Source organism: Sphaerimonospora mesophila (genome assembly GCF_001417795.1).
GTDB lineage: Bacteria > Actinomycetota > Actinomycetes > Streptosporangiales > Streptosporangiaceae > Sphaerimonospora > Sphaerimonospora mesophila.
On the sequence record NZ_BCBX01000035.1, the window covers coordinates 258,244 to 278,268 of the forward strand.

The 20,025-nt window shown below is 68.1% G+C and carries 18 protein-coding genes; 4 read left to right on the plus strand and 14 right to left on the minus strand.

Annotation, left to right across the window (positions count from 1 at the left end):
- Positions 1-70: 70 nt before the first annotated feature.
- Complete coding sequence (locus AP234_RS14985) at positions 71-532, plus strand: pyridoxamine 5'-phosphate oxidase family protein (RefSeq protein ID WP_055480265.1); 462 nt, start codon at positions 71-73, stop codon at positions 530-532.
- Positions 533-593: 61 nt separating this feature from the next.
- Here the strand turns inward: AP234_RS14985 and AP234_RS14990 are convergent, their stop codons facing one another.
- Both AP234_RS14990 and AP234_RS14995 read right to left on the minus strand, forming a co-directional pair.
- A complete protein-coding gene (locus AP234_RS14990) occupies positions 594-1,265 on the minus strand; it encodes a response regulator (RefSeq protein ID WP_055480431.1) in 672 nt (223 codons plus the stop codon).
- A 1-nt stretch (position 1,266) separates the two neighbouring features.
- Positions 1,267-2,445 carry a sensor histidine kinase gene (locus AP234_RS14995; protein ID WP_200926525.1) on the minus strand — a complete coding sequence of 393 codons (1,179 nt, stop codon included), beginning with the start codon at positions 2,443-2,445 and terminating at the stop codon, positions 1,267-1,269.
- A gap of 145 nt (positions 2,446-2,590) precedes the next feature.
- Here AP234_RS14995 and AP234_RS15000 point away from each other — a divergent pair, with 145 nt between their 5' ends.
- Together AP234_RS15000 and AP234_RS15005 are read left to right on the plus strand one after the other, a co-directional pair.
- Positions 2,591-3,508: an ATP-binding cassette domain-containing protein gene (locus AP234_RS15000; protein ID WP_055480433.1), complete on the plus strand. Its 918-nt coding sequence runs from the start codon at positions 2,591-2,593 to the stop codon at positions 3,506-3,508.
- On the plus strand, positions 3,505-4,287 hold the full coding sequence (locus tag AP234_RS15005) for an ABC transporter permease subunit (RefSeq protein WP_055480266.1): 783 nt from the start codon (positions 3,505-3,507) through the stop codon (positions 4,285-4,287). Before AP234_RS15000 ends, AP234_RS15005 begins: the two co-directional genes overlap by 4 nt.
- An 84-nt stretch (positions 4,288-4,371) precedes the next feature.
- On the opposite strand, the gene AP234_RS15010 is transcribed toward AP234_RS15005, so the two are convergent.
- The 4 genes from AP234_RS15010 to AP234_RS15025 form a co-directional block, all read right to left on the minus strand.
- Complete coding sequence (locus AP234_RS15010) at positions 4,372-5,214, minus strand: SAM-dependent methyltransferase (RefSeq protein ID WP_055480267.1); 843 nt, start codon at positions 5,212-5,214, stop codon at positions 4,372-4,374.
- An 89-nt stretch (positions 5,215-5,303) separates the two neighbouring features.
- Complete coding sequence (locus AP234_RS15015; RefSeq protein WP_431998613.1) at positions 5,304-5,651, minus strand: winged helix-turn-helix domain-containing protein; 348 nt, start codon at positions 5,649-5,651, stop codon at positions 5,304-5,306.
- Positions 5,648-6,112: a hypothetical protein gene (locus tag AP234_RS15020; RefSeq protein WP_055480269.1), complete on the minus strand. Its 465-nt coding sequence runs from the start codon at positions 6,110-6,112 to the stop codon at positions 5,648-5,650. Before AP234_RS15020 ends, AP234_RS15015 begins: the two co-directional genes overlap by 4 nt.
- A 195-nt stretch (positions 6,113-6,307) precedes the next feature.
- Complete coding sequence (locus AP234_RS15025) at positions 6,308-7,249, minus strand: LLM class flavin-dependent oxidoreductase (RefSeq protein WP_235558181.1); 942 nt, start codon at positions 7,247-7,249, stop codon at positions 6,308-6,310.
- 764 nt (positions 7,250-8,013) lie between these two features.
- Here AP234_RS15025 and AP234_RS15030 point away from each other — a divergent pair.
- Positions 8,014-10,521, plus strand: coding sequence for a BTAD domain-containing putative transcriptional regulator (locus AP234_RS15030; RefSeq protein ID WP_160330447.1), 2,508 nt, complete (start codon positions 8,014-8,016; stop codon positions 10,519-10,521).
- 88 nt (positions 10,522-10,609) lie between these two features.
- Here AP234_RS15030 and AP234_RS15035 read toward each other — a convergent pair whose 3' ends face one another.
- From AP234_RS15035 to AP234_RS15070, 8 genes are all read right to left on the minus strand, one after another.
- Positions 10,610-11,299 (minus strand): nitroreductase family protein, encoded by a 690-nt coding sequence (locus AP234_RS15035; RefSeq protein WP_055480272.1) that lies wholly within the window; start codon positions 11,297-11,299, stop codon positions 10,610-10,612.
- Complete coding sequence (locus tag AP234_RS15040; protein WP_152990422.1) at positions 11,296-12,993, minus strand: nitroreductase family protein; 1,698 nt, start codon at positions 12,991-12,993, stop codon at positions 11,296-11,298. Before AP234_RS15040 ends, AP234_RS15035 begins: the two co-directional genes overlap by 4 nt.
- On the minus strand, positions 12,990-13,643 hold the full coding sequence (locus AP234_RS15045) for a hypothetical protein (protein ID WP_055480274.1): 654 nt from the start codon (positions 13,641-13,643) through the stop codon (positions 12,990-12,992). Before AP234_RS15045 ends, AP234_RS15040 begins: the two co-directional genes overlap by 4 nt.
- A 15-nt stretch (positions 13,644-13,658) precedes the next feature.
- Positions 13,659-14,918 (minus strand): YcaO-like family protein, encoded by a 1,260-nt coding sequence (locus AP234_RS15050; protein ID WP_200926526.1) that lies wholly within the window; start codon positions 14,916-14,918, stop codon positions 13,659-13,661.
- A 62-nt stretch (positions 14,919-14,980) separates the two neighbouring features.
- Positions 14,981-15,748 (minus strand): ABC transporter permease, encoded by a 768-nt coding sequence (locus AP234_RS15055; protein ID WP_055480276.1) that lies wholly within the window; start codon positions 15,746-15,748, stop codon positions 14,981-14,983.
- On the minus strand, positions 15,745-16,659 hold the full coding sequence (locus AP234_RS15060; protein WP_160330448.1) for an ABC transporter ATP-binding protein: 915 nt from the start codon (positions 16,657-16,659) through the stop codon (positions 15,745-15,747). Before AP234_RS15060 ends, AP234_RS15055 begins: the two co-directional genes overlap by 4 nt.
- An 8-nt stretch (positions 16,660-16,667) precedes the next feature.
- Positions 16,668-17,564 (minus strand): thiopeptide-type bacteriocin biosynthesis protein, encoded by an 897-nt coding sequence (locus tag AP234_RS15065; protein WP_055480278.1) that lies wholly within the window; start codon positions 17,562-17,564, stop codon positions 16,668-16,670.
- Positions 17,561-20,017: a lantibiotic dehydratase gene (locus AP234_RS15070; protein WP_055480279.1), complete on the minus strand. Its 2,457-nt coding sequence runs from the start codon at positions 20,015-20,017 to the stop codon at positions 17,561-17,563. The genes AP234_RS15065 and AP234_RS15070 overlap by 4 nt, the downstream gene beginning before the upstream one ends.
- Positions 20,018-20,025: the final 8 nt, after the last annotated feature.

Genomic DNA, 20,025 nt, shown 5'->3' on the forward strand with positions numbered 1-20,025 from the left:
GTTGATCAGCGGCGATGACAGGACCTTCGCCCCTAACGATGACCACCTCTGAGCGCGCATCCTGGACGGCATGAAACTTGATTCGGCCGGCTTGGAGATCCTCTCGCGCGAGGAGTGTCTCGACCTTTTGAGCTCGTCTCCCATCGGGAGAATCGTCTTCACGGATCGCGCCCTCCCCGCCGTCCAGCCGGTCAACTTCTGCCTGTTCGAGGGGAACGTCGTCATCCGTACCATGGCCGGCTCGAAGCTCGCAGCGGCCGCGCGCAACGCCGTGGTGGCCTTCGAGGTCGACGACTTCGACGCCGAGATGCGCTGGGGATGGTCGGTGACCGCGGTCGGACACGCACGCGCCGTGTCCGAGCCGGAGGAGACCGCCCGCCTGTCGCGGCTGCCGCTGTCACCGTGGGCGCCGGGGGATCGCGACCATTTCATCGTGATGGCACCGGAGCAGATCTCCGGCCGCCGGATCCGGCCGCCCGAGCCCGCGGAAACCGCCGCCGCGACATCTCGGCGGGACGGCACGCCTGAGTGACGTGGATCGCCTGGGTGAGGTGACCGGGGGAGACGTCCTGCTCAGCCGTACGGCCCGGCGTTCACCGGGAAGCCGGCGAGACGAGGCCGCTCTCGTACGCGGCGATCACGAGCTGGGCCCGGTCCCGCGCGCCGAGCTTGGCGAGCAGGTGGCCGATGTGCGTCTTCACGGTCGCCACGCTCACGTGGAGCCCGGTGGAGATCTCGGCGTTGGACAGCCCACGTGCGATCAACGTCAGCACCTCGCGTTCGCGTGCGGTCAGCTCGTTCAGCCGCGCCGCCCCGGCGGCCGGGGCCGCCGGCGGGGGCACCCGGACGAACTCGCTGATCAGCCGCCGGGTGACGGTAGGGGCCAGCAGGCCGTCGCCGGCCGCGACGACGCGGATGGCCGACAACAGGTCGCCCGGTGGGGTGCTCTTCAGCAGGAACCCGCTGGCCCCGGCACGCAGGCCCGCGTAGACGTACTCGTCCAGGTCGAACGTGGTGAGGATCAGTACGCGCACACCCGCGGTCTCGGGCGAGCCGCAGATGCGCCGGGTCGCCTCGATGCCGTCCATTCCGGGCATCCGCACGTCCATGAGCACGACGTCGGGAAGCTCACGGCGGGCCAGCTCCACCGCCTCCGCCCCGGTCCCCGCCTCCCCGACCGTGCTGAGGTCGGGGGCCGTGTCGACGAGCACGCGGAAGCTCCCCCGCAGCAGGGCCTGGTCGTCGGCGACCAGCACCCGGATCACCTCACCCATGGCCCCACCCCCGGGCGGAGGCGTCGAGCGGCAGCCGGGCCCGCACCACGAACCCGCCGCCGGGGCGCGGCCCGGCCTCGAACGCCCCGCCGTACACGAGGGCGCGCTCACGCATGCCGATGATGCCGTGGCCGGCCCCCGAGGGGAGGACCCGCTCCCCCGGGCCGTCGTCGGTCACCTCGATCCGCACCTCACCGGCGGTCTCCTCGATCACGACCCGGCAGCGGGCCGGGGCGGCATGCTTCACCACGTTCGTCACCGCCTCCTGGACGATCCGGTAGACCGACAGCTCGACGCCCTCGGGCAGCCGCCGCGGCACCCGTACGTCCAGGTCCACCCCGACCCCGGCCATTGCCGCCCGGTCGGCCAGCTCGGGCAGCGCGGCGAGCCCGGGCAGCGGCCCGAGATCGGCGGGCGTCTCCCCCGAGCGCAGCACGCCGAGCATGTGCCGCATCTCGGCGAGCGCCTCCCGGCTCGTCACCTCGATGACGCGCAGCGCGTCACGCACCTCGTCGGGGCGTTCGTCGGCCACGTGGTTGGCGATCGCCGCCTTCACCCCGATCACGCTCAACGTGTGGGAGACGACGTCGTGCAGCTCGCGGGCGATGCGCAGCCGCTCCTCGGCGACGGCCTGCCCGGCGAGTTGCTCGGCGGCACGGGCGGCATAGCCGCGCCGCTCCCGCACGGCCCGGCCGATCGTCCAGGCTCCGCCCATCACGACGCAGCCGAGCGCACCCCACCCCCAGAGCGCGTCGATCTCCATCTCCGGAGCCGGACCGGCCATGACCGCGAGCAGCGCCAGGAGCATCGTGCCGGCGGCGATGGCGAAGGTGGGCTCCCACCGCCGGCGCGGGGTGGTGACGGCGACCAGGTAGAGCGCGTAGGCCGCGGCCGCGAACGGCTCACGCACCACGCCGAGGAGCAGACCGGCCACGGACCCCGCGAGGGTGACGCAGAAGACCGGCGTCGGCCACAACCGTCTGACCGCCACCGGCAGCCCGATCGCGGCCGTGGTCAGGCACCGGGCCCACAGCGGAATCGCCGGCGCGTACCCGAACGAGCCGAGGAAGAGCACGAACGCGTATCCGCCTCCGGCCGCCGCGTCGAGCGTGATCAGCTCACCGCGGCGCAGCCGCCGGGGCAGCAGCGGCCGCACGTCCGGGTCGTCCACGTCCATCACGGTAGCCCGGCCGGCCCCGGGCCGCCTCCGCCCACGGTAGGTCATCCCCCGGTCTGAGCCCGGCCCTGGCCCGGCACGCGGAAACCGGACCCGGGTCCGATGCGCGCGGGGGCCCGCGGACGGGACCGTGTGGTGCGTGATCGAAGTGAGCGAACTGACCAAGCGGTACGGCTCGGCCGTCGCGGTCGACCGACTGACGTTCCACGTGAAACCAGGGCAGGTGACCGGGTTCCTCGGTCCGAACGGCGCCGGCAAGTCCACCACGATGCGGGTGGTCCTCGGCCTGGACCGGCCCACGTCGGGACGGGCCCTCGTGAACGGCCGCCGTTACGCGGAGATGCGGCGCCCGATGCGTGAGGTGGGCGCGCTGCTCGACGCCGGAGCCGTACACGGCGGGCGCACCGCCCTCGACCACCTGCGCTGGCTGGCCCGAAGCAACGGGATCGGATCGGACCGGGTGGTGTCCCTGCTCGAGCTGGTCGGGCTGGCCGGGGTCGCGCGCAAGCGGATCCGCACGTTCTCCCTCGGCATGAAGCAGCGGCTCGGGATCGCCGCTGCGCTGCTCGGCGACCCCGGCGTGCTGCTGTTCGACGAGCCGGTCAACGGGCTCGACCCGGACGGGGTCCGCTGGATCAGGGAGCTGATGCGCGGCCTCGCCGCCGAGGGACGCACCGTGCTGCTGTCGAGCCATCTGATGAGTGAGATGGAGCGTACGGCCGACCACCTGGTGATCATCGGCCGCGGGCGGCTGATCGCGGACACCTCGGTGGGGGAACTGGTCGGACGGTTCCAGCGGGGCGTGCTGGTCCGCAGCCCCAGGGCGGGTGAGCTGGCCGACCTGCTGAAGGCCAGGGGCGCGACCGTCGTCACCGAGCCGGGCGGGGGGCTGACCGTCAGCGGGCTCGACGCGGGGGAGATCGGCGACCTGGCCGCCGGGCGGGGGATCCCGGTCCACGAGGTCACCTCGCTCACCACCTCCCTGGAGGACACCTACATGCGGCTCACCGCCGGAAGCGCCGCCCACGCATCATCGCCCGAGAGGACCGCCCGATGATCGACGCACTCGCCGCGGAATGGCTGAAGATCCGCACTCTGCGGTCGACCCTGATCGTGCTCGTGGTCCTGGCCGTCTTCGTGGGCCTGATGGCCCTGCTTGCGGTGTACGCGGCCACCGCCTGGGACGCCATGTCCCCGGAGCAGCGCTCACGCTCGGCCGTGTCCGATCTGGCGCCGCTCACGGAGTGGGTCGCCTCGCTGGCCATGGCCGTGCTCGGCGTGCTGACGATCACCGGTGAGTACGGCACCGGCATGATCAGGACGACGTTCGCCGCGATGCCGGCGCGGGGTGTGGTGCTGACCGCGAAGGCCGGTGTCGTCGCGGCCGTCTCGTACATCAGCGGGCTCGCCGCGGTGGTGGCCACGTTCGCCGTGAGCCGCCTGATCATCGGTGACCGGCCGATCCCCGGGCAGTCGGCTGAGCCGTTCGCCGACCGGCTCCCCCTGTTCCTCGCGATGGCGCTGTCGATCACGATGTTCGCGCTGATCGGGCTGTTCCTGGGGACGCTCACCCGATCGGCCGCCGGGTCGATCGCCATCCTCGTGGCGGTGTGGTACCTGATCCCGATCGTCGTGAACCATCTGCCGGCGCCGTGGCACGAGCGGATCGGCTCGCTGGTGCCGAGCGCCCTCACGGGTCAGCTCGCCGGCACCGGCAACCCCGACTCGGTCTACGGCTCCCTGCTGTCGCCACCGGTCGCGCTGGCCGTCATGGCCGCCTACGTCGCCGTGCCGTACGGCCTGGCCGCGCTGCGCGTCACCCGCCGCGACGCCTGAACGGCGCCGGCTGCGGGTTCGGGTTCGGGTTCGGCTGCGGGTTCGGCGGCGTGCTGCGGGTTCACGGTTCGCGGTGAGGCGGGTTCACGGTTTGCGTGCGAGGGCGGCGAAGCCGGCGACCTCGGAGGGCTCGCCGAAGGGGGTGTCCTCCGGCCGCCACCGGGACATCGAGACCAGGCCGGGCTCCACGAGTTCCAGCCCGTCGAAGAATCCGCTGACCTGCTGCCTGCTGCGGGGCGTGAGCGGCACCCGCGCGTTCTCGTTCCAGACCGCCAGCGCGTCGGCGTTCGCCTTCCTGACCGCCTCGTCGCCGATGTCGTACGTCGAGTGGGTGACGGCCAGATAGCTGCCCGACGGCACGGCGTCCAGCAGCCTGGCCAGGATCGTGCACACCTCGTCGTAATCGGGGATGTAGTGCAGGATGCCCAGCAGCATGATGGCGACCGGGCGGTCGAAGTCCAGTGTCTCGGCCGCCGCCGCCACGATCACATCCGGCTGCCGGAGGTCGGCCTCGATGTAGTCGGTCACCCCCGGGGGTGTGCTGGTCAGCAGGGCCTGGGCGTGCACCAGGACCAGGGGGTCGTTGTCGACGTAGACCACCCGCGACTCCGGTGCGACCCGCTGGGCCACCTCGTGGGTGTTGTCCATGGTGGGCAGGCCGGTGCCGATGTCCAGGAACTGCCGGATGCCGAGCTCACCGGCCAGATGCCGGACGGCGCGCTTCAGGAAGCCCCGGTCGTTGCGGGCGATCTCGGTGATCTGCGGGAAGACGCGCATGGCCTGCTCGGCGACCATCCGGTCGACCGGATAGTTGTCCTTGCCGCCGAGGAAGTAGTTCCAGACCCTGGCGCTCTGCGGCACGCTCGTGTCGATTTCCCGTGCCCTCGCCGGCTGCTCCGAAGATGGGGGGAAATCCTGGTCGGTCACGGCGAACCTTCTCCCGCTCGGTCTACACGAGTGAAAACGAGCCTATCTCGAATTCGATCATCGCTCCAGGGAGATGGTCGATCAATCACTCAGGGAACGCCGGAAGCGGGATTGCCGACGGGTGGGGTGGCTTCCGGCTGCAGCACCGTGAGGCCGCTGGTGGACACGATCTCCTGCAGGTGGCTCACATACGTCCGGAACGCGGTGCGACCCAGGTCCGTCAGGCGATACCAGGTCCTCGGCCGCTTGCCCACGTAGCCCTTGCGCAGCTGGACATATCCGGCCGCCTCCAGCGCACTGCCATGCTTCGACAGGACCGAATCGCTCACGCCGACGGCATCCCGTACGAATCCGAACTCGGCCTCCTCCACAGCGGCCAGCAGCGAGACGATCCGCAGCCGGACCGGCGCGTGGATGACCGGGTCGAGATCGATCAACGTTCCTCTTCGAGCTTGCGAGCCATCCGCCGGGAGGACCATCGGGAGATCAATGGGCTTCCCAGGGCGAGGTAGACGGCGAACGCGAGGCTGCCGAAGGTCCGCCAGTAAGTCATCCCCATGGTGTTGAAGAGGAACATCAACCCCAGCATGAGACCGATCCCCACCGAGAACCACGGCAGGAACACGGGCAGAAAAGCGGGCCACGCCAGCCCGCTGCCGGCGGTCATCCGCCGGGTCCTCGCCAGCACGGCGATCAGGGCGCCCAGTCCGAGGAATATCGAAATCCCGACACCGACTCTGACCAGGTTCGGAATGCCGGGCTCGGTGATGAATTGGAGCCCGGTCAGGAACAGCCCGATCCCTCCCAAGTACCATGCCGGAAACCATCGTTGCGTTACCGCCTTCGCCTGAGTCCGGCGGATGTTCGCTAGGTTCTCTGCCGCTTCCTCTGGCTTCATACCGTCTCCTCCGGCTTCCCGACGGCCCGCCCCTCCAATATTTACAATGCAGAAAGTACTTTCCGCTTTCCGAGTCGTCAAGTACTTTCCAGGCGATCTGCCGATAGGACCAAGGTCGTGGGAAGCGTGCGGTGTGTGCGGGTGAACGGAGGTGTGGCCGTTCGGTTTCGGGCCCGTGAGCTCGTCAGGAGAACGCTATGCCACAGCCTTCAGGATGGTCTTCACCTCGTTCAGCGCCGCCTGCGGACCGAACAGGTTCAGTACGCCGGTCACGTTGAGAACGATCTCGTCGACGTCGGCGTCCGCATAGGCTCGTAACCGCTTCACCAGCCCGTCGAGATCACCGCTGAGAAATGCCCCACCTTCGACGAGGGCCCGAGCGTCCGCTGCCGGATCGACACCTTCGATGAGTATCCCGGCGCGGCGCAGCATGTCCGTGTAGTGGGGGAATTTCAAGTGCATCGCATTGCCGGCGAGAGCGATCTCCCCCGCTTCCCGGTCGGCACGCCGCAGTGCCAGCGGGACCATCGCGGTCACCTTCGGCACCGGTCGCCCCGCCGCTGCCGCGCCTTCCCGCAGGGCCGGCACGATGACGTCCCGCAGGTAGGAGGCGGGAGTAAGCCAGGTGATCGCCACGTCCGCGACCTCACCGGCCAGCCGCGCCATCCCAGGACGCAGAACGCCGAGGCCGACATCCACCCGAGGGGCGGGGAAGTCGTACAGCCCGCCCTGGAAGCAGAAGTACTCACCACTGACGTCGACCGTGTCGCCGTCGAGCAGGCCGCGCACGATCTGGACATACTCCCGCACCGCCGTGAGCTGGCTGCGGTAGGGGCGGCCGAGCATGCTCCGTTGGAAAACGGTGGGGCCGGGGCCGAAGCCGGCGATCACGGGGTGCCCGGTACTCATCGCCAGAGAGCGCGCCTGGACCGCCGCCTGGTACGGATGGCTCAACGGCATCAGGGACACGCCGATGCCGATCGGCACCCGGAAGCCCATCCCGGCGGCGAAGGCCCCCTGCTGGTGCGATTCCACGAGCATGGACTGGCCCTGCCACAGGCGCTCAGCGTTCGTCCATTGCACCATCGCGGCGTACTGCAGGACCTGCTCCGGCCGTTGCGCGACGAACGGGACCATCACCGAGTACTCTGCCACAGTCGTTTCCCCGCCCGGACTTCGTCGATTACTTGGCCATCCGCAAGAACTGCACAGCGAAGAACTACGTCGAAGAAACGAACGAGAGTCCCTCGAGTCTCACCTGCTACGGCTGCGATTGCATGTCGACAAGACATTCGTCTCGACGTTCGAGACGAGCTGCACAGGAGTACTCGTAAATCTCGTACCCCGTGACCATTGACGAGGTTAGCGATATCCATAGATGGGGTCAACCCGTATAGACCGCCTTTCCGTCGCTATGAGACTTCTCGGTAGTCCGCCCACGGATCCGATCGACGTCGATGTCCGTCATCCACTGAGCCGCCCCTCGCCTCACCCCGTTCTTGATTCTCGGGTGCCAAGTGGCCCACCCCAGCCATACAGCCACAACCCAGAAAGGACGAACCGCCCTAAACATGCGTTAATCACCCATGCGCCACTCACAGGGACGCTAACGAGGCAAAGATGGTTTGAATAGGAGATAATGCGAGAGGGGAGGACTGAGAGGGCTCGTTCAATTGATGCGCTTTGGAATCCTGGGACATCCGGTGGTTTGGCGCGACGGCCAGGAGGTGAGGCTCACCACTCGGCGATCGCGTGCTGTGCTGGCCTATCTGTTGCTGAGTGCTGATCATTCGGCATCCGTCGACGTCCTCATCGATGCGATATACGGCGACACCCCGCCCAGGAGCGCCAGGAACCAGGTGCACCGCGGGGTCGGCGAGATCAGGAAGAGCGGGATCACCGTGGACGTGCAGGGCAACGTCTACCGACTGGAGGCCGCGGAAGACGAGATCGACGCCTTCACATTCGTCTCCTTGTACCAACAAGCTTGCCTACTCGCGGATGAAGGGGACTACTCGGCCGTAGCTCAGACGCTTGAAACGGCCCTCGGACTGTGGCGAGGGCCGGCCCTTCTCGGCCTGGACAGCGATGTGTTCCTCACGGAGGCGGCCGTCTGGAATGAGCGCAGGGTGGCTGCGCTCGAGGTCCGCATCGACGCGGACCTCGCGCTCGGTCGGCACCGAGAGGTGACCGCCCGGCTGCGGCGTCTCGTGAGCCGGTATCCGCTCAGGGAGCGGTTCTATGGCCAGCTCATGGTCGCTCTGTACCGCTCGCAGCGGGGCAGCGAGGCTCTTCAGGTTTTCACCGATCTGGAAGAGCGCTTGCGGGAGGAACTGGGCGTCGACCCCGGCCCCGAGCTTCAGGAGATCAGGCTCCAGGTGCTGCGTCAGGACGCCTCCCTCGAACTCTCGCCGCCTCCGGCGGCCACGCCCAAGCAGCTTCCTCCTCTTCCCGGCACCCTTCTCGGTCGTGATACCGAGCTCGCACGGATCGTCACCCTGCTGGAGCAATGCGAACGGTCGCGACCCCGCGCGGTGGTCGTCGCAGGCCCCGGCGGAGCGGGCAAGACGAGCCTGTGCATCGCGGCCGCGCATCACCTGGCCGGCGACTACCCGGATGGGCAGTTGTTCGCCGATTGCAGCGATCCGCACGCGGCATTGCCGGGATTCCTGACCGCGCTCGGCGTGCCCGATCCGGAGCTTCCCGAGGGGGCTGACGCGTGTGCGAAACTGCTGCGCCGCATGATCTCCTCCCGACGGATGCTGATGGTGCTGGACGACGTGCGGGATCCCGAGCTGATCCGGCATCTGTTGCCCGATGGCTCCGGTTGCACGATCATCGCGAACAGCCGAGCAGTGCGCGTACAACTGCCTGGCGTCATGAACATGACGATTTCCGCTCTGGCGCCGGAAGACGCCAGAGCATTGCTGGCAGCGAGGCTGGGGGAGCCTCGGATGGCGGCGGAGCCCGAGGCGATCGATCGCGTCGTCGAACTGTGCGGCGGGCTGCCGACCGCGCTGCACGCGGCCGCCGCCAAACTGGAGGCCCGGCGTCATTGGCCGGTCAGCCGCTTGGTCGAACGGCTGACCGACCCGACGCTGATCCTCGACGAACTGGCCATGCGTCCGACGTTGCAGCACGACTACGGGGTTCTGCCCGCCCGGCAGCGTGCGGTGATTCGCAAGATGGGCTTCCTGGGACTGCCCATGGTCTCGGTCGAGACCGTCGCCGCGCTCGAAGACCTCTCTCCGGATGCGACGGAGAACCTCATGGAGGAGATGGTCGAGGCGCATCTGCTGAGCACAGACGACGGGCAGGAGTTCGGCTGTCATCCGTGGCTGTTGTCCTTCGGTGCGGAACGCGCCGCAGCCGAGGACCATCCGGATGAACTGTCCGCTGCGCTGGAAAGGGCACTGGGCGCCTGGCTGGTGCGGACGGACTCCGCCCGCGTTGGCCTGCTTGGCAGGGGCCATTCCCTTCCACAGGGTAGCGCTTTGCGTTACATCCCACCCGGTCAGACCGATATGTCACTGACAGGTTCCGCCTGGCTCGCGAAGAATCTCGGCATGATCATGCTCCTGGTGCGGCGGGCGGCCGCGGCCGGTCTGCATGAGAGCTGCTGGGAGCTGGCCATCGCACCACTTGAACTCTTTCAATCAGGCGGCTATTTCGAGGAGTGGTCGCAATCCCACGAAATCGCGCTGACCAGCGTGTGCACGGCGGACAACGTGCGCGGCCAGGCCACGTTGTACCACTCCCTCGGACAGCGGTCACTGCTCCTCGGCGATTATGTCAGGGCAGGCGAACTGCTCACCCGGGCACGTGAGCTGTTCGCGCGGCTTCACGACGATCACGGGCATGGGCTGGCTCTGTGTCTGCTCGGCCATCTGGCCCGGGTCTGCCTGGATGCGATCGAGGCTCGCCGGATCTATGAGAACGCCATCGATCTGCTGAGGGCCGGCGACGACCGGGTGGCCGAGGCCGATGCCCTGGGCGGGTTGGCGATCGTGCTCCATCACATGGATGAGCCGGATGCCTCGCATGCGGCGCTCGACCGGGCCCTGGCGCTGTGCCGGGAAGGCGGCAGCCTCCGCAGCGAGGCCCAGATCAGACAGCACATGGCCGTCCATGTGGCCAAGACCGGCAGGCCGCAGGACGCCCATCCGGAGCTCCTCCGGGCTCTGGAGATCGCCCGGTACATCGAGGACCGGGTGATGCAGTCCAAGATTCTGCTGGCTCTGGGCACCACGCAGATCCTGCTGGGCGATCCCGAAGCCGCCACGCGCCGCCTGGCGGAGGCGGAGAAGATCGCGATGGCGGCCGGGGTGTCAAGGGTCGCGGTGCGGGCCAGAATGGCGCAGGCCTTCCTCGGCGGAAACCCGACGTCCCTGCACTCCGTACTGACCTGACCCGCCGCAGGCGGTCCGGTGGATCTCGGTGGGCAGGGAGGTCCGGGTCAGCGCGGGCCGGGGCGACCTGCCGTTCGGCCGCTTCGGCTCAGTCGCTCTCGGGGAGATCCGGGGGATATCCCAGTGAGAAGCCGATCAGACCGGCCGTGTCCCAACCGTCGACGCCGATCGCCTCACGCAGAGCCGGCTGCAGCAGCCCCGCGAACATGGAACCGACAAGGCCTCGCCTGCACGCGGTGAGCCATGATCGATACGCGGCCGCGCCGCCATTGACGAGGAGCCGCCGGTAGCCGTGAGATCCCCCGGAAAGCGAGGCCGCACCGATACTGCCGGAAATCACGATCACAGCGGGAGATGCCGTGAACTCGAGCTGCAGAAACCAGCCCTCCCGCTCTCTGCTGTCGACGGGCACCTCTTTAAGGCAGGTCAGCGAACCGGTGTCGTCGCGGTAGAGGTGCAGTCCCGGTGTGACGCCCTCGACGTTCCGCACGGCGACGAGTACGCCGATGCTCCTGTCCTTCGCGGCTGCCGCGCACACCGCGTGGAGATCACCCGTCTGGATGGGAGTGGACGAGTAGAACCGCTGGGCTCTGCGCTGCCGGAGCACATCAGCGAGTGAGTGAACCGGCGGCGTGGGGTCGGACAGGGCGACCGTCGCCGTGCCGGTATCCGCTCCGAGCAGAAGCTCGTCGTCCCACTCCGGCAGCGGCCGGCCGCTCCGGCCGTCCAGATCCGTGATGAGCCGTGAAGCGATCAGGTGACGCATGACGAGGTTCATCGTGCCGCCTCCGTGTCGGATTGGTGGAGCGTGACGACGGCGGTCACCGGATTGCCCTCACGGCTCAGATCGAAAGCCGAGAGCAGCTCGTCGTCGTCCCACGCATCGAGGATCGAAGCGCGGATTCCCGCGTCAGCGGCGATCGCCTCCAACTGGGCGCAGGCCACACCCGCGTCGAGGCAGCAGATGCGGAAGGCGAGCTGCTGGTACTTGTGCGCGACTCGGCTCAGGGCCGAATGGATCGAGACGACGACCGCGGCGTCGCGCTCCACCGGATCCGGTTCCTCGCCGAGCACCGAAAGGCAATGCTCGAAGGGGTTGTAGTAATACCGGCCGGCGGCTAGGCCGGCCACGTCATTGACGATCAGGAATGCCTGCGGGGAGCCGAGGTTTCCACCGGTCGGTGCGTAACGGCGGACCTGGGGGTTGTGGGGCTCGGGTTTGAGCCCGAAGGCGCCGCGCAGCAACGCGCCGAGCGTCTGCACATCGAGTCGTCCCGCTCGGCCCGCCACGGCGGCGGGCTCGACGACGGGCAGGGATATCTTCGGGCTGCTGTCATAACTGCGGTGATCGTGCTGGATCATCAGGTTGTCCATGCGATAGTGCACCTGATGCCCCTTGGGGCTGATCTTGTCGCGTGGCGGAAAGGCGACGCCCTGGTCGTAGATGAAGGCGGGCGTCGCCGTACCACCCAATTTCGATCGTCCACAGCGCTCGCACTCGGGACGGCGTGCGAACGATTCCTGGCGCGCGGTCCAGCGTCGCAGGTCGATGGTGGCGAGCGCGGTCGAGGCCAGCGACGTGCCGATGCGGGCGCGTTGGTTGAAGACCTCTCCGGCCGCCATGGCCCAGGCCAGATCGTCGAATATGTCGCCGTCCGCCGCGACGTCCTCGCGATCTCCGGTACCGCGAGCGGCGAGGAAACAGGCGAAGCACGGGGTGTGCCGCCGGTCGAAGAGCGGACCCATTTCGAGAATGCCGTTCCTGTGGTGGAGCCGAAGCCATGTCGCGCCGGCCTCGGCGCTTCGTCGATCGAGCGCGTCGAGCAGGTCGGTGTCCTCCTCACCGCTCGACGCGACGATGATGAACTGACCGGTGTCCGGTGTGTGATCGATTGGGACGCTCCTGACCTCGTCCCCCGATGCGGCCAGGAGCGAGGCGAGCCGCGCGGCGGGCCGCCCGGTATCCACGATCAGGGCGGGCGCATTGTGCAGCGCGTGGAAGGCGGACTCGACGTTGGGCCACACCCGAGTGGTGTCCAACAGCCTGCCCACGGTCTCCGCCGCGCCCGTGGACACGCCTGCCGGCAGCCCGAGATCGGTGTCGGCTTCCTGAACGTGGCCGGAGGTGTACAGGAGGGCCAGGGCGGCGGAGACGTCGTCCGCACGGTCGGCTCCGATGACGCCGATGAGATCGGCCAGGGTACGCGTACCGTCCAGCAGAGGCAGTAGCCGGGGCAGGAGCGAACGGGCCGCCGCGCCCCCGAAGACCCTCCGTTCCGCCGTCCCTTCCAGAAGGAGACCGCGCTCGAACGGCACCGCGACCACCCCGGCATGCAGTCGCGGCCTGCGCGGCATGGAGAACTGCGGATCCTCGTTCACCGCGTGCAGCATCATGTCCGCGTAGACCCGGTGCGGCTCCATCGAGGAGTTGTCAGCGCGCCCGGCCGCCATGACCGCTTGGGGTTCCTTCATCGTGATCCCATCCACTGTTCGGCCAGATTCTCGGCGACGCCCTGCAAGCGCGCCACAGAAAGGAGATGCGGTGCGACCTCGAGCGGTCCCGAGCACACCCGGCACCGGTGTACGGGCACGACCTGCGTCTCCATCGGAACGTGGGACAGCAGGTCGAGGTGCCGTACCTTCCTGCTCTCGGCTTCCGGGTGCGCGTCGAGATTCGCCAGAGCGAGGCGGACCATCCCCGCGGCGATGCTCGGCCAATGTCCCAGGAAGCCCCGGTTCAAGACGTCGTCACTTTGTTGGATGTGACGCTCGAACGCGTCGAGAGCCGGCACCTCCCGCGAATGCTGGCGCGTCCGGGCACGGTAACAGGAAGAGCAGCCTCGGACCTCCGTCCGCGACACCGGTCCCACCCGCAGGCGAGGGAGGTCGAGGATGACGGGCAGGAATCGGCTCCGCCACCTGTGGGCCGCCTGGGAGAGCGGAAGCTCGACCTGCGGAACCGGCGCGGAACCCACCAGCAGTATGGTCCGGGCGGTCGGAAGGAATGCCAGGTCGGCCCCTGTGGGGGCGGCCTGGACTACCTGGCTGCCCTGCTCGGCGAAGAGCTGGGCGACGGCGGCGCCGAAGGCGCCCACGGCTATGACGAGATCGGGATCAGACATTGTCGTCCTCGCGGCTTAGGCGAACGGCTGTGGCCAGGGATTGAGGTCGGCTTCCTCGTGCACCGGGTATCCCATGGCCTGGGGAGCGGTGTAGAGCCGGGGAGTGCCTCTGTACTGTGCCGCCCCGATGAAGGACAGCGGCATCAACTCCGGCACGATGACGCGCACGACCCACACCCCTGCATCGCGTGCCTCATCACTGGTCAGGTCGACGGCGAATGCTTCCATTCCACATGCCCGCAGGCGTTCCAGAATCCAGACCAGAGCTTCCTCTCCCTCGGCCGGCCCCGGACCGGGCAGTTCGGAGAGCTTGGTGTGGTTGGGCGACTCCAGGAGGAAGTCGAAGGCGTGGGCGCGCTCCGGAGCGCCCATGTACAGCGCGCCGTCGTAGACGCTGTAAAAAGTCTTGGGATCGGTGCGCTCCATCGGACGGTTCCGCAGGCCGATACGACCGGCCGCCGCCTCCCTGAACACCTTGGCCACCGCCGCGGTCGGGTCGGGGTCGGTGGCGCACATGACCACAGTGCGAAGAGTCGGGTGGTGCGGGGTGACCTCCACCGAATAGATCGTCGGTACTCCGACGTCGGTGGTGGCGTCGAACAGATGCGTGGACACCCGCTGGGAATCCGCCCGCGCCAGGAACGGCGCCAGTTCCTCAGGCACCTGGTCCAGGTGCAGATGGGGCAGCGGAAGTCGCTGCAGCCAGGTCAGCGCGATCGCGTCTCTTTCGATCACCTCGCACAGTGCCTTGGTCAACGCGGTGTGGACGTCGGTATGTGCCGCGCACCCCGTGGAAATCGGCCCGGTCAGCCGCTCACCCCGGCTGGTGAAGGGAATGTGGAGGTAAACGTAGGAGACCGGGATCCAGGTGAGCCTGGCCGTCATCAGGGAGATGCCGCGCACCCAGCGCATGGGAGCCGTCTTGTCGGGCGGCACGATCAGGCAGCGCGGGTTGGCCGCCTCCGTGTGAGAGATGCGGGGAACCCGATCCAGATCGAGGGCGTCTGCGCCGAGTTCCTGCCCGGTCGCCCAGATGAACTGGTTCTCGCTGTACACGCAGCAGGAGTAACGCTCCAGCGCCTCGGCGATGCTGAGCCAGCGGGCCTCCGTTTCGTCGATCGACCCGCCTGCTCCGTCGATGGTGCCGGTGGTCGACTTGCCCTGAGTGGAGTGTGCCACCTGCGGTAGCACCTGCGTCAGGTCGCCCAGGGCGGCCGTGTAGACGGGAAACTGGGGATCGCCGGCAGGATTGCGGAGCCGAGTTGTGCTACCCACAAGTCCACCGAGGGGTGACACCATCGCTTCGAGCCGATCGGCTACGGGTGGTCTGACTCGCATCATGCGTCTCTTTCGTCCCAACGGAAGGTGGCGAGGGTGAGTACGACGAGCACCGCGCAGCTGCCCAACAGCACCGCGCTGCTCACTGTGACGGAGAACTCCGCGGGCACTCCCGCGATCGCATGCCGCAGCAGGTCGCCCATGTAGGTGAAGGGCAGGAACTCGGCGATCGTCTTCAGGACCGGAGGGAAGATCCCCAACGGCAGGATGACCCCGCTCAGTATCAGCACGGCCGGCACGAGGACGCCGCTCAGACCTCCCACGAGCTGGGAGGACTTCATGAGGCCACCGAGGAAGCAGCCGAGCGCCATGTTGACGGCGAAGGTCAGCAGGAACGCCCACAGCAACAGGAGCGGGTCGGCGATGCTCATCACGCCCGCCAGCGCGGACAGAATCAGGATCAGCACACCTTCCAGCAGGCACACCACCAACCGGGCCGGTAGCAGGGCCGCCAGGAAGGTCAACTTGTCCACCGGCGTCAGCCCGAGCGCCCGCAGCACACCCTTCTCGCGGAGCGTGGTCAGCGGCGCGCTGGTTCCCGTGAGCGCCAGGGACATGATCCCCATCAGCCACACCGCGGGCAGCCCGAAGGTCAGCGCGCTCACCTCCGGCTCGCCTGGCGCCAGACTCACGTCCGGCAGGAACGCGAACATCGCCACAAAGCAGAGCGGGAAGACAATGGACAACCCCACCACGAGCGGCTCGCGGATCACCTCACGCCAGGCCGTCCAGGCCAGCTCCCGGTACGGCGAGAGCCGGGTCGTCATCGCTCCACCTCCTTCAACTCGGTGCCGGTGAGCGTCACGAAGACGGTGTGGAGCGAGTTGGGGGCGACATGCACGTCCTTGGCCGTCGCGCCGTACCGGGCGCGTACCTTCTCACTGGTGCGGGCGGGGTCGTCGGTCACCAGCCGCGCGAGAGCGCCGCCGCCGTGATTGCGCAGGAGGACGGCCTTGACCCCGGGGAACCGCCGCAGCACCGCCTCGTCCGGCGGCTGCGGCAGCCGGAAGGATACGGTCTGCCCGCCATGCTGATCCATCAACGCGGACGGCGTACCGTCCGCGACGACCCGGCCGCGGTCGATGATGACCACTCGGTCGCAGAGTTGCTCCGCCTCCTCCATGGAGTGTGTGGTCACCACCACGGTCTGCTCGTCGCCACGGGCGCGGATGGCACTCCACGCGTCCTCCCTGGCGTTGGGATCCAGCGCCCCGGTGGGTTCGTCGAGCAGGAGGATCTCGCAGGATCCCGCCAGCGCCAGTACGAGCCGCAGACGCTGATACTGGCCGCCGGAGAGCCTCTTCACGCGCGCGTCGGCCTTCTCCGTGAGCCCCACCGCAGCGATGAGATCATCGACGTCTCTCGGCTTGGGATAGAAGGAGCACCACAGCCGCACGCTCTCCCGGACGGTCAGGTTGCCGAACAGGGCACCGGCCTGAGGCTGCAGGGAGACGCGCCGGGTGAACTGCTTGCGGTCGTGCAGCGGATCCAGGCCCAGCACGCGGATGACGCCGGAGTCCGGTCGGCGGATGCCTGCGACGCACTCCAGCATGGTGGTCTTTCCCGCGCCGTTGGGGCCGACCACGCCCACGATCTCGCCGCGCCGTAGGGTGAGGTCCACCCCGTCCACGGCCCGGACCGACCCGTAGGCTTTTCGGAGCGCACTCACCTCGATCACCGCGTCCATCACACCGCCGTCCGGTCCGCTATCGCGGAGACGAGGTCGGGATGTCGTTGCAATATCTCCATGAGCAGGGCTTCCTCCCGCGGGTTGATGCCGAGGCGATTGTTGGTGAGATGAAGGTGGTGGAACAGGAGGTGCGCCGAGGTCCTTCCGGAGGCCGCCGTGGCCCGGTCGCCGATCGATTCACTCAGCACCCGCAGATATCGGCCGAGATGCTCGATCCGCCGGGGCTCGTCGATGAGATTCCTGGTCCCCTCGACGATCCGGGCCGCCGTGCGGTCGGCTGAGCCGCGGATCGCGTCCAGAACGGGTTTCGGGTCGGTTCTCCCGCCTCCGCACCAGTACCACACGTACTGGTAGGCGAAGCCGGACCTGGCGGTATGCGGGAGGAGGGCCAGCGACGCCGCCATCGTCATGAGCGCGACCAGTGGCCGGCCGGTCCATGACCCTTCGTCCACGGATTCGATCGCGAAGCGGCTGGAAGCCTCGAAACAACGGTGGGCGAATTCCAATCCTGATTCGCCGCCCCATTTCACGTACTCCGGCTCGTAAATGGTTTTGACGTACCCTCGCCGGTCCTGTGCCCCCCACTGAACGCGTATCCGCGCCTCGCCCGTGACCGGAGTGGACAGCGCGCCGGTGTCGAAAAGCTCGTCGAGGGCGGCGTCGATTCGACTTTCCAGCGCGCTGATCCTGTCCTCGGTGCCCAATAAACGCAGTCTCACGTGCAGGCCGCTGGGATCCAGATATCGGAGGAAGAACCAGTTGCCTTCGCCCGATTGCGCGGTGAAATCTTCCGACAGCGGCCGGACGACCTCCTCGAGGATCACCTGGGTGCGCTGATAGGAGTCCAGGTAGATGCGGTAGTACAGCCAGTCGGCCTGCGGCCACTCCATCATGCGTCGATGTCTCCCAGGCTAAGGAAGGCGGCGAACTCCGTCGTCCTCGGCAGACCGTCGCCACCGAGCCAGCAGTGCTCACCGGTGTCGGGCAGCGCCTCGGTGATCTCCAAGGTGGTCGCGCCGGACGACTCGCCGGCCAGGGCGCTCAACGACCACGGGTCCATGAAATCGATCCACTGAGGTTTCGACCCGACCGGATCGGAGGTGGTGAACACCCGTGCGTAACCACGCTCCGGCAGCGAGAGTGCGCCTCGCCATTCCGTCACGCGCTCAAGCAGATCGAGCCATGATTCATCGGGCGCGCGAAGGGGCAGGGCATCGGCCGGCAGTCGCCAGACCGCACGTTTCATGACGAGCCTGCCAACGGCATGTCTCGGCTCGGATGTCGGTTCCGGTACGGGTCGCTGCCTGCGGAACCCCTCGCTTCCGAAGCCGGCCCAGAGCGGGGGAACCCATGGATCGCTGAGGGCCAGCAGGATCCGTCGCGGCCCATTGATCAGATGCTGGGGGATCACGCCGAGATAGGCGAACGCGACGCCCTGACCGGTGTCTCTGACGAAGGCCTGCAGCGTGTCCGACTCCGGGTCGTGCCGCAACGCCATGCCGGTCAATTCCACGGTCCGCTCCGGGGGAGGACCTCCCGGCACCCGGGAGGGCCAGCCGAGCACCGGCAGGATCTCGGGATACACCCGCTGCACCGGCGCCCAGTCCTCGGCGGCGCTGACCTGAAGCACCAGGCACTCCGGATGAAGACGCGAGAACCAACCACCGAGAGCATCGTGGATGTGGTCGCGCAAGGACGGCAGGTTCGACCAGCGTGCCAGCATGCCACCCGATCCGATGTTGATGCGATTCACCACCGTGTGATGCGCGCCCTGTCGCACCGCCTCGACGCTGGGCGCTGCGACCTGGAAGGACACGCTCACCGTCGGCGGCCCGAGCGTGCCGTGTCCACGAAGATCCTGTGGTCGCGCCGGAGGGCGGACGTCGTGGACGCGTATCTCTTCCAGAACTCGCCCGAATCTGTCGTCCTTCACGAAGGTTGTCAGATAGCTCAGCAGATCGGGACAGGTGCCGCCCCTGCCGTACCGGGAGACGAAATCGGCGACCAGCCCGGAGTACAGACGGCTTCGCTGTGTCGTGCGGGCCAACTGCCGTCGCAGGATTTCAAGATCTTCCATCACCGGGCGCGGCAGCGTGATCGCCGGACCGTCATGGCTCACGCACTCATGGAAGAACGGGGCGTTCTCGATCCAATGCGGCGGCAGCACACTCAGGTGGCGGAACGCCTTTCTCGCCCGTGCCCGTCCGGTCTCGTTGGCCGCGACCCGAGCTCGCCAGTCGGAAGTCCGTGCCTGTGAGACGACCCGGTCGAGCTCCTCGAACGTCTCCGCCATCTCGGCAGCGTCATGCGCTCGGCGGGCCAATCCGGCGAGCGCGCGGAAGGCGTCCTCCGGGGCGGTCCAGGGAGCCACGGGGAGCAGCAGGCCGGTGGCGACGAGCCGGCGGACGACCGTCGCGGGGACGCCGAGCCATGCGCGCCAGTCCACCGCCTTCCCCACGCGGCCTCCGTGCCTCAGCAGGGCCTCGCCACGGCCACCGCAGTCGACGATTTCGTCTTCCGTGAAGAAGAATCCGTTCTGGCACAGTCGAGACGAGATCAGTGCACGCGTGCCACCGTCACCGGTGCGGTGGAGGCTGGGATTCGGCAACAACGAGACGACATGCTCGAACCGCCGGTCCATGGCACAGCAGTGCAGGAGGTCCACCGCGACGCTGAGCGGGCCCGAGACAGACCGTTCCACCGCCGTGTCCGCGCCCGACGAGGCGGGCGAGCCTTCGATGCCGGCCAGCCCCAGAGAGGTGAACGTGCTGAACGGGCTCGTCTTCATCGCGATGCGTGTCACGTAGGAGAACAAGGTTCTGGCGAACCTGCTGCCCGGAGCACCCGGTTCCGCTCGCTTGGCCAGTTCCCGTGCGTAATCGGGGCTCGCCAGGGCGAGACCCGACCACAGCTCGGCGGTCTTGAGCGCGGAGAACATGGCCTGGCCGCGCGCCCTGATCACTTCATCGATGAGCCCCTCCACCGTCTCGCGTTCGTCAGCGATGCGGCGGCTGATGGCAAGCCACTGGTCGAGCCGGGCGGCGGCATCCGCGGACAGGACCGGCCGGAGCGACTCGGCATCTCGGACGGTGCGTGTGGACAGGCGGTTGTTGTGCACGTCGCGTCGGAGGCGGACGGCCGCCCTGCGGCGATCGCGATCGGCGATTCGCGGCACCAGCGTGTAGATCTCGTCGCTGATCCCTTCGGCGGACGCCACGGTCTCCTCACGCAGGACGGCCAGCTTCGTCATGGCCGCATCGATGACGTGGAGATCGACGTGATCGGCGATGCCGGGTGGAAGTGCCGCCCGCCGGACCAGAACAAGGGGAAGAATCTGTGATGACATCGCGCAGA